Genomic DNA, 8656 nt, shown 5'->3' with positions numbered 1-8656 from the left:
CAGCAGCACCATCGCCACGGCGGTCACGCGCTGGCGCCAGAAGTCCGAGGTGCCCGAATGCGAGGCGCCGAGATTGCGGACGCGGGCCAGCGGCGTGCGCATCGATTTCGCGGCTTGCGTAACGGGTTCGGTCATCGGCCGCCTCCGATCGCGTAGGCCACGATCCACAGCAGCACCGTCGCGGCGATGCCGGCGATCAGCGCACCCCATGTCAGGGCCTCGCGTTCGCTGGCCTTGAAGCCGTAGCCGAGGTCCCAGACAAAATGCCGAAGACCGCTGAACAGATGATGCAGCAGCGCCCACGTATAGCCGAACACGATCAGGCGGCCGAGGAAGCTGGAGGTAAAGGCCTGCACATGGGCATAGGCCGCCGGCCCCGAGGCCGCAGCGATCAGCCACCACGCCAGCAGCAAGGTGCCGAAATACAGCGCGACGCCGGTGGCGCGGTGGACGATGGACAGCGCCATCGTCAGGGTCCAGCGATAGGTCTGCACGTGGGGTGAAAGCGGTCGTTCGATCCTGGCGGTCATCGGCGGCTTTGACAGTTGGCGGGCCTCCGCAGGGGCCCTTCGGGGATCGCGGTAGACGAATTCTATTTACGAAGTCGAAACAGCGAGCGCAACGGCGAAATCATCGTTTGCGAATGAATGTTCATAGCTTCAGATGAGCCCTGCATTGACGGGGATTGACAGCGCCGCCGGACGCTGGTGCCTAGCTCCGATGAAGCCCGATTCATGACCAGCCTATTCGCGGTCAAAACAGGGGCTCGAACGGGGCGGGGACGATGGTCGCAGGGTTGAACGCCTCCGAGCTGCTTGAACTCGCGTTGCTGCTGGTGGGGGTGGGCGCGCTGTCGGGGTTTCTCGCCGGCGTGTTCGGTATCGGTGGCGGCGCCATCCTGGTGCCGGTGTTTTATGAATGTTTCCGGCTCGCCGGGGTGCCGCTCGAGGTGCGAATGCCGCTGTGCATCGGGACCTCGCTGGCCATCATCATTCCGACCTCGATCCGGTCCTATCGTGCCCATTACGCCCGCGGCGCGGTGGATATGGACATCCTGCGCCAATGGTGGCTGCCGGTGCTGGTCGGCGTTATCGCCGGCAGCGTGACCGCACGCTACGCGCCGGAGCGGCTGTTCAAGATCGTGTTCGTGATGGTGGCGTGGTCGGCGGCGGCGCGACTGTTGCTGGCGCGGGAGACCTGGAAGTTCGGCGACGATTTTCCAAAAGGACCGCTGATGCGGATCTACGGCTTCGGCATCGGGCTGTTGTCGACGCTGATGGGCGTCGGTGGCGGGTTGTTCTCGAATCTGCTGATGACGTTCTACGGCCGGCCGCTGCATCAGGGAATCGCGACCTCGTCGGCGCTGGCGGTGCTGATCTCGATTCCCGGCGCGATCGGTTATGTCTATGCCGGCTGGCCCGCGGCGGCGCATTATCCCGATGTCGCGGCGCTGCAATGGCCGTTTGCGATCGGTTACGTATCGCTGATCGGCGCCGTGCTTGTGATGCCGACCAGCCTGTGGACCGCGCCGCTCGGGGTGAGGGCGGCGCATGCGATGTCGAAACGCAATCTGGAACTGGCGTTCGGCTGCTATCTCTTTATCGTCGGCGGCAGGTTTGTGATCAGCCTGCTTTAAGGGCTTCGAGGCTCGCGCCGCATGTAGAACTTTCTTTCATCTTCATGAGTGATGCGGAATCCCAGCCGCTCGTACAGGTTTCGCGCCGGATTGGTTTTGACGACGCCGAGTGTGACTGACTGTCCGGCCCGCGTAGCCTGACTTATCAGGTCCTTGATGATCCTGGTGCCGATGCCATGACGCTGGAAGGCCGCATCGATGAAAATCTGTTCCAGGTACAGCGCATTGTCCCGGATCGAACTTTGAATCCAGCCGATGTCGGCGCCATCCGATGTGATGATCTGGACTTCCGGAACCGTCCAGCGCTCGCGCAAATGGGTGGCTTGCGCGACCATGTCGAGCTTCAATTGCCGGATGGTCTCACCCATGCCCGAGAAGTAAAGGCCGGCGCAGAAATCGAAATCGTCGGCGCGTGCGGGGCGTAGAGCGATTGGCATGGCTACACCATCGAAGCAAAGCGACGACGCGATCCAGTTTCCGTCATTCCGGGTTCGCTGCTTCGCATCGCCCCGGAATGACAGCGTGAAGTCTATCACTTCGCGTAAATTTTCGAATAGGTGTCGCGCAGGATATTCTTCTGCACCTTGCCCATGGCGTTGCGTGGCAACTCATCGACCACAAACACCCGCTTCGGCATCTTGAACTTTGCCAGTCTGCCGTCGAGCGCCTTCAGCACCGAAGCCTCGTCGACCCCGGCCCCCTTGTCACAGACCAGGACGGCGGTGACGCCCTCGCCGAAATCGGCATGCGGCACGCCGATCACGGCGGATTCGATCACGCCCGGCATGGCGTCGATTTCGCTCTCGATTTCCTTCGGGTATACGTTGAAGCCGCCGGAGATCACGAGATCCTTGCCGCGGCCGAGAATGTGCACATAGCCCTTGGCGTCGATCTTGCCGAGATCGCCGGTGATGAAAAAACCGTCGTCGCGGAATTCCGCCTTGGTCTTTTCCGGCATCCGCCAGTAGCCCTTGAAGACGTTGGATCCCTTGACCTCGATCATCCCGATGGTTTCGCGTGCCAGCTCCTTGCCGGTTTCGGGATCGGTGACGCGCACGGAGACGCCGGGCAGCGGATGGCCGACCGCGCCGGCGACGCGCTCGCCGTCATAGGGATTGGAGGTATTCATGTTGGTCTCGGTCATGCCGTAGCGTTCGAGCACGGCGTGACCGGTGCGCGCGGCCCATTCGCGGTGGGTATCGGCGAGCAGCGGCGCGGAACCCGAAACGAACAGCCGCATGTGTTTGGCGGACTCCTTGCTCAGCGCCGGGCTTTGCAGCAGCCGTGTATAGAAGGTCGGCACCCCCATCATTACGGTGGCGCGCGCCATTAGCTTGATAATGAGCTCGGGATCGAATTTCGGCAGGAAGATCATCGAGGCGCGGGCGAACAGCGTGACATTGCTCGCCACGAACAGGCCGTGGGTATGATAGATCGGCAGCGCGTGAATCAGCACGTCCTTGTCGGTGAAGCGCCAGTAATCGACCAGCGAGAGCGAATTCGACGCGAGATTATCATGCGTCAGCATCGCGCCCTTGGAGCGCCCCGTGGTGCCCGAGGTGTAGAGAATGGCCGCGAGGTCGTCGTCCGCGCGCGCCACGGTGATGAATTCGGGCTTTGCCTTGGCGGCGGCATCGGTCAGCGATCCCTTGCCGTTGGCATCCAGCGTTTCGACCTTGGCGCCCACCTTCGCCGCGATCGCGCCGATGCCTTGCGCCTTGGAGGGATCGCACACCACCAGCGAGGGCTCGGCGTCGGTGATGAAATATTCCAGCTCGTTCAGCGTATAGGCGGTGTTGAGCGGCAGATACACCGCACCGGCCCGCACCGCGGCGAGATAGAGCACCAGGCCCGGCACCGATTTTTCGGTCTGGGCGGCGACGCGATCGCCCGGCTTGACGCCGCTGTTCACCAGCACATTCGCCATCTGGCCCGCGCGGGCCACCAACTCGCCATAGCTGATGCGCTGCCCCTCGACGGTTTCGATCGCGAGCCGGTTTGGATCGTCGACGCCGTCGAACAGGCGGGAAAACAGGTTGCCGTTCACGGTGGTTTTGTCGGTCGCAGTCATGCATCATTCCGGTGGGTGGGTCGCAGGGCCACATAATCCCAAGCGGGTTCAATAGCAAACAGGCCCTTCACAAGGCAACGGAGACAGTTTGCATGTCAAATAACGGGGAACGCGTGGCTTGTAACGGGAAGGGCGTGGCTTGGGTCACCGGGGGCGGCAGCGGCATAGGCGAGGCCGGGGCGGAAGCGCTGGCCGCCGATGGCTGGACCGTGGTGGTGTCGGGGCGCCGGAAGGAGGCCCTGGACGCCGTGGTGGCGAAGATCAGCACGGCCGGCGGCAAGGCCGAGGCGATCGCGCTCGATGTCAGCAAGGCTGCCGACGTCAACCAGGCCGCGGCGCAGATTCTCGCCAAACACGGCCGCATCGATCTTCTGGTCAACAGCGCCGGCATCAACGTGCCGAAACGCAGCTGGGCCGATATGGAACTGGAAGGCTGGAACCGGCTGGTCGAGATCAATCTCAACGGCGTGCTGTATTGCATGCACGCGGTGCTGCCGGCGATGCGGGCGCAACAGGACGGCTGCATCATCAACGTCGCATCCTGGGCCGGCCGTCATGTCTCGAAAATGCCTGGCCCGGCCTACACCACCACCAAGCATGCGGTGCTGGCGCTGACCCATTCGTTCAACATGGACGAATGTGCCAATGGCTTGCGGGCGTGCTGCCTGTCGCCCGGCGAGGTCGCGACGCCGATCCTGAAATTGCGGCCGGTGGCTCCGTCGGAACAAGAGCAGGCCAAAATGCTGCAGCCCGAAGATCTCGGCCGCACCATCGCCTTCGTCGCCAGCATGCCGCCGCGGGTCTGCATCAACGAGATCCTGATCAGCCCGACCTGGAACCGGGGCTTTTTGCAGACCCCCGCCAGCCGGGATTAGCGGCGGTTTACCGCGAGACGGAGGAAAATAACGAATGGCGAATGGTGATCGCACCACGATAATTCCGAGGCGAACGCCGGAATCAGCAGCCATGGCGGCAAGCGTCAAGCGAGCGATGGCGATCACCGCCAATCTCAACCGTTTGACGTTCAACGATGCGGACCAGGTCCGGGCCTTGTTCAGCGATCTCATCGGCAAGAAGGTGGACGATAGCTTCTTGTTGATTCCGCCATTCTACACGACCGGTGGGGCCGACATCCGTATCGGGCGCAATGTCTTCGTCAATCAGAACTGCACTTTTTATGATCTTGGCGGGCTCGACATCGCCGACGATGTGATGATCGGGCCGAACGTGAGCATCATCACGTCCGGGCATCCCGTCGAGCCGTCCCGGCGGCGCGACTTCACGATCGCAAAGCCCATCGTGATTGAAAGAAACGTATGGATCGCAGCCGGCGCGACGATCATCGGCGGCGTGACGGTGGGCGAAAACTCTGTTGTTGCGGCGGGTTCCGTCGTCACCAGGAACGTTCCCCCCAATACTCTTGTCGGAGGAAACCCGGCGAGGGTCATTCGTTCGATTGCCGACTGAGGGCACGGCTTTCCCGCGTCTCGCAAAACTCCCTGATTTTCGACCTGAAATCGCTGTCGCAGCAGTCGTCACAAATCGACACGGCCTGCGCCGGAATAAGTTTCAAATTTTTGAAAATTTATTCCCTGAAACCGGCCCCGAAACCTCCCGTAACTCGGCCCAACGGCGACGCAGTCAACCCCATACCAGCGTCGTTGTTGGCCCCCTCATCGCCGGCGGACCTCCGCTGGTCACGCACTCAACGGGAGACGTTTCCATGTCCAAGTCAATGTCCAAGCGTATCGCACTTTTGTCCGCCGTCGCCTTCAGCGCGCTGGCTCTGACGGCCGTCATTGTTGCGCCGGTCAGCGCACAGGAAAAGACCGTGATGGTCGGCGGTGCCGCGATGTTCCCCTCCAAGAACATCATCCAGAATGCCGTCAACTCCAAGGACCACACCACGCTGGTGGCGGCGGTGAAGGCCGCCGGTCTGGTCGAGACCCTGGAGGGCAAGGGTCCGTTCACGGTTTTCGCGCCGACCAATGCCGCCTTCGGCAAGCTGCCGGCCGGCACCGTCGACACCCTGGTGAAGCCCGAGAACAAGGCGACGCTGACCAAGATCCTGACCTACCATGTGGTGGCGGGCAAGCTTGAGGCCTCCGACCTGACCGACGGCAAGAAGCTCAAGACCGTCGAAGGCGAAGAGCTGACCGTGAAGAAGGCCGACGGCAAGGTGATGATCGTCGACGCCAAGGGCGATTCCTCGACCGTCACGATCTCGAACGTCAATCAGTCGAACGGCGTGATCCATGTCATCGACACCGTCCTGATGCCGGCGTCGTAACCCCAAGCGTGTCCTGATCGCATCCCCGTCGGGATACGCATGGCGAGCCGGGGGCAACCCGGCTCGCTTTTTTGTGACCGCTATGCCCGGCATGGATCAATCCGGTCATCGGCAAATTAGTAACGAAGGGCCGGCTTCCGGCGTATATAAAGCGAACCAGTTGTCAGCGATGGAACTGCCAAGGGAACTGCCAAGGGAACTGTCATGTCCAGCCTAGCCGCCAACGATGAGCGCACCTTACCCGCCACAAAGCCCACAAAGGCTGTGATTCAGCCGGCATGGGTCCGGATCATGCATTGGATCAATGCGGTGGCGATCATCCTGATGATCATGTCGGGATGGCAGATCTACAACGCCTCACCGCTGTTCAAGTTTACGTTTTCGCACTCGATCACGCTGGGCGGCTGGCTCGGTGGCGCGCTGCTCTGGCATTTCGCGGCGATGTGGCTGTTGATGGTCAATGGCCTGGTTTATCTCACGCTCGGCTTTGCGACCGGGCGCTTCGCCAGGAAGCTGCTGCCGATCTCGCCGGCGGGCGTGATTGCCGATACCAGGGCGGCGCTGACCGGCAAGCTGTCGCATGACGACCTCACCAAATACAACCAGGTGCAGAAACTGCTCTATACCGGCATCATCGTCGTCGGCGTTCTGATCGTGCTGTCCGGATTGTCGATCTGGAAGCCGGTGCAGCTGCAGTGGCTGACGGCTTTGTTCGGCGGCTACGATATCGCGCGTTACGTCCACTTCGTCTGTATGTCGGCGATCGTCGCCTTCATGGTGATTCATGTCGCGCTGGCACTGCTGGTACCCAAAAGCCTGCGCGCCATGATCATCGGGCGTTAAATAATAGAGACTTCGAGGAGAACACATCATGGGCCGCCTTCGCTCGCTTCTGATTCCAGGCGTCGACAAGCAATTGCTGGTTCGCGACGCCGTAAAGACGATGCCGGATCTGGCGCGTCGCCGCTTCATCGCCGGCGGCGCCAGTTTCGGCGCACTGACGCTGCTGACCGGCTGCGACGTGTCCGACAGTTTTTCGGCGGAAGAGATGCTGAAGAAGGTCTCGAAGTTCAATGACAGCGTGCAGGCGCTGATCTTCAACCCCGATGCGCTGGCGCCGACCTTCCCGGAAAGCGCGATCACCAAGCCGTTTCCGTTCAACGCCTATTACGAACTCGATGACGCGCCCGAAGTCGACGGCAAGACCTGGAAGTTCGAGGTCAGCGGCCTGGTCGAGAACAAGAAATCATGGACGCTGGAGGAGCTCTACAAGCTGCCGCAGGTCAAGCAGGTCACGCGCCATATCTGCGTCGAGGGCTGGAGCGCGATCGGAAGCTGGACCGGCACGCCGCTGCGCGATTTCCTCAAGCTGGTCGGCGCTGACACGCGCGCCAAATATTGCTGGTTCCAGTGCGCCGACCGGGAGGGCTATAACTCGCCTCTCGACATGCGCACCGCGCTGCATCCGCAGACCCAGATGACATTCAAATTCGGCGACGAAATCCTGCCGCGGGCCTACGGCTTTCCGATGAAGATCAGGGTGCCAACCAAACTCGGATTCAAGAATCCGAAATATGTGGTCTCAATGGAAGTCACCAACGACTACAAGGGCGGCTATTGGGAAGATCAGGGCTATAATTCATTCAGCGGGAGCTGAGCAGCGAGAGGTCCTCAGGAGGAACCCCTCCCCAGCCTCTTCTGAAAAGCCGTGGCAATGGTGTCTTGCCATTTGCGCAACGCCGCTCTAGCAATCCCGCTTCCCCGTCATTCCGGGGCGCGCGTCGGCGCGTACCCGGAATCCATCTCACGCCGGATTCCGGATCGCCTCGCTATGCTCGGCGTCCGGAATGACGAATGAAAATACACAAGGACCTTCTGATGGCGACCCATAAACTGCTGCTTCTCCCAGGCGACGGCATCGGCCCCGAAGTGATGGCGGAGGTGCAGCGCCTGATCGACTGGCTTAACGCGCAAGGCATCGCGCATTTCGAGACCGAGCAGGGCCTGGTCGGCGGCGCCGCCTATGATGCGAGCCAGCTCAGCATTACCGACGCGACCATGGCCACCGCGCAAGCCGCCGATGCCGTGATCTTCGGCGCGGTCGGCGGGCCGAAATGGGACGGCGTTCCCTATGAGGTGCGCCCCGAAGCCGGGCTGTTGCGGCTGCGCAAGGATCTCGGCCTGTTCGCCAATCTGCGGCCCGCGGTGTGCTATCCCGCGCTGGCGGAGGCATCGAGCCTGAAACGCGAGGTGGTCGAGGGCCTCGATATCATGATCGTGCGCGAACTCACCGGCGGGGTGTATTTCGGCGAGCCGAAGACCATCACCGATATAGGCAACGGGCAGAAACGCGCGGTCGATACCCAGGTCTATGACACCTTTGAAATCGAGCGAATCGCCCGCGTTGCTTTCGATCTCGCGCGCAAGCGGCGCAACAAGGTAACCTCGATGGAAAAGCGCAACGTCATGAAGACTGGCGTGCTCTGGAACGAAGTCGTCACGCAGGTGCATGCGCGCGAATACAAGGACGTGCAGCTCGATCACCAGCTGGCCGATTCCGGCGGCATGAATCTGGTAAAAACGCCGAAGCAGTTCGACGTCATCGTCACCGACAATCTGTTCGGCGATATGCTCAGTGATATCGCGGCGATGCTGACGG

At 61.7% G+C, this 8656-nt stretch carries 10 protein-coding genes and 1 pseudogene; 7 read left to right on the top strand and 4 right to left on the bottom strand.

Features of this window, described 5'->3' with window-relative positions:
- Positions 1-102: pseudogene (locus ABR948_RS25120) on the bottom strand (succinate dehydrogenase, hydrophobic membrane anchor protein); the annotation flags it as partial.
- A 29-nt stretch (positions 103-131) separates the two neighbouring features.
- Positions 132-530 carry a succinate dehydrogenase, cytochrome b556 subunit gene (sdhC, locus tag ABR948_RS25115; protein WP_428123173.1) on the bottom strand — a complete coding sequence of 133 codons (399 nt, stop codon included), beginning with the start codon at positions 528-530 and terminating at the stop codon, positions 132-134.
- A gap of 254 nt (positions 531-784) precedes the next feature.
- Between sdhC and ABR948_RS25110 the strand changes: the two genes are divergently transcribed.
- Positions 785-1636 carry a sulfite exporter TauE/SafE family protein gene (locus ABR948_RS25110; protein WP_428123172.1) on the top strand — a complete coding sequence of 284 codons (852 nt, stop codon included), beginning with the start codon at positions 785-787 and terminating at the stop codon, positions 1634-1636.
- On the opposite strand, the gene ABR948_RS25105 is transcribed toward ABR948_RS25110, so the two are convergent.
- Positions 1633-2073 (bottom strand): GNAT family N-acetyltransferase, encoded by a 441-nt coding sequence (locus tag ABR948_RS25105; protein WP_428123170.1) that lies wholly within the window; start codon positions 2071-2073, stop codon positions 1633-1635. The two genes, ABR948_RS25110 and ABR948_RS25105, sit on opposite strands and share 4 nt — an antisense overlap.
- 95 nt (positions 2074-2168) lie before the next feature.
- Positions 2169-3707 carry a malonate--CoA ligase gene (locus ABR948_RS25100; RefSeq protein WP_428123169.1) on the bottom strand — a complete coding sequence of 513 codons (1539 nt, stop codon included), beginning with the start codon at positions 3705-3707 and terminating at the stop codon, positions 2169-2171.
- 92 nt (positions 3708-3799) lie between these two features.
- On the opposite strand from ABR948_RS25100, the gene ABR948_RS25095 reads away from it, so the two are divergent.
- The 6 genes from ABR948_RS25095 to leuB all read left to right on the top strand — a co-directional run.
- On the top strand, positions 3800-4582 hold the full coding sequence (locus tag ABR948_RS25095) for an SDR family oxidoreductase (protein WP_428123167.1): 783 nt from the start codon (positions 3800-3802) through the stop codon (positions 4580-4582).
- Positions 4583-4616: 34 nt separating this feature from the next.
- Positions 4617-5174 carry a sugar O-acetyltransferase gene (locus ABR948_RS25090; RefSeq protein WP_428123165.1) on the top strand — a complete coding sequence of 186 codons (558 nt, stop codon included), beginning with the start codon at positions 4617-4619 and terminating at the stop codon, positions 5172-5174.
- A gap of 268 nt (positions 5175-5442) precedes the next feature.
- Positions 5443-5997: a fasciclin domain-containing protein gene (locus ABR948_RS25085; RefSeq protein ID WP_428123176.1), complete on the top strand. Its 555-nt coding sequence runs from the start codon at positions 5443-5445 to the stop codon at positions 5995-5997.
- A gap of 204 nt (positions 5998-6201) precedes the next feature.
- Complete coding sequence (locus tag ABR948_RS25080) at positions 6202-6840, top strand: cytochrome b/b6 domain-containing protein (RefSeq protein ID WP_428123163.1); 639 nt, start codon at positions 6202-6204, stop codon at positions 6838-6840.
- Between the two features lie 28 nt (positions 6841-6868).
- Positions 6869-7654, top strand: coding sequence for a molybdopterin-dependent oxidoreductase (locus tag ABR948_RS25075; protein WP_428123161.1), 786 nt, complete (start codon positions 6869-6871; stop codon positions 7652-7654).
- Between the two features lie 221 nt (positions 7655-7875).
- Positions 7876-8656: 3-isopropylmalate dehydrogenase (gene leuB, locus ABR948_RS25070; RefSeq protein WP_428123174.1), on the top strand; the 781-nt coding region annotated here is incomplete at its 3' end.

This window comes from Bradyrhizobium sp., assembly GCF_050014615.1.
Lineage (GTDB): Bacteria > Pseudomonadota > Alphaproteobacteria > Rhizobiales > Xanthobacteraceae > Bradyrhizobium.
The sequence above is the reverse complement of the archived record's forward strand: the minus strand, read 5'-3'. Positions and strand labels throughout refer to the sequence as shown.